The organism is Pseudomonas frederiksbergensis, from assembly GCF_003732665.1.
Lineage (GTDB): Bacteria > Pseudomonadota > Gammaproteobacteria > Pseudomonadales > Pseudomonadaceae > Aquipseudomonas > Aquipseudomonas frederiksbergensis_G.
Window position 1 is genome coordinate 1 of sequence record NZ_MOBP01000268.1, and the last position, 304, is coordinate 304.

A 304-nucleotide genomic window follows, 5' to 3' on the forward strand; every position below is an offset into this window, starting at 1 on the left:
GCCCAGCAGGCCATCACGCGCTCCACGTCGCCGGCTTGCAGGGCGTCGTAGAACGCGGCTTCCAGATCGTCGGGGGAACCGGCCAGGGCGGCCGCGCGCAGCGGGGTTCGGGGCATGGCGAAGTGTCGGTGGTTGCAACCCAGCCGCGTATTGTGCCGTTCGATGGCCCTGTCATGCGCCTGGCCGATGCATGCACAATGATGGGCATGCGCGGCGCCGTGCCGCCCGTCTTTCTTCTGCATTGAAAAGGCCTCTTCACCATGAAACGACTCATCGCCATGCTTTCCGCCGTGCTGGCCCTCTC

1 protein-coding gene is annotated in these 304 nt (G+C 66.1%); it reads right to left on the reverse strand.

Annotation, left to right across the window (positions count from 1 at the left end):
- On the reverse strand, positions 1–242 hold a 242-nt coding region (locus BK665_RS34685), incomplete at its 3' end, for a Cif family virulence factor (RefSeq protein WP_221179289.1).
- Positions 243–304: the final 62 nt, after the last annotated feature.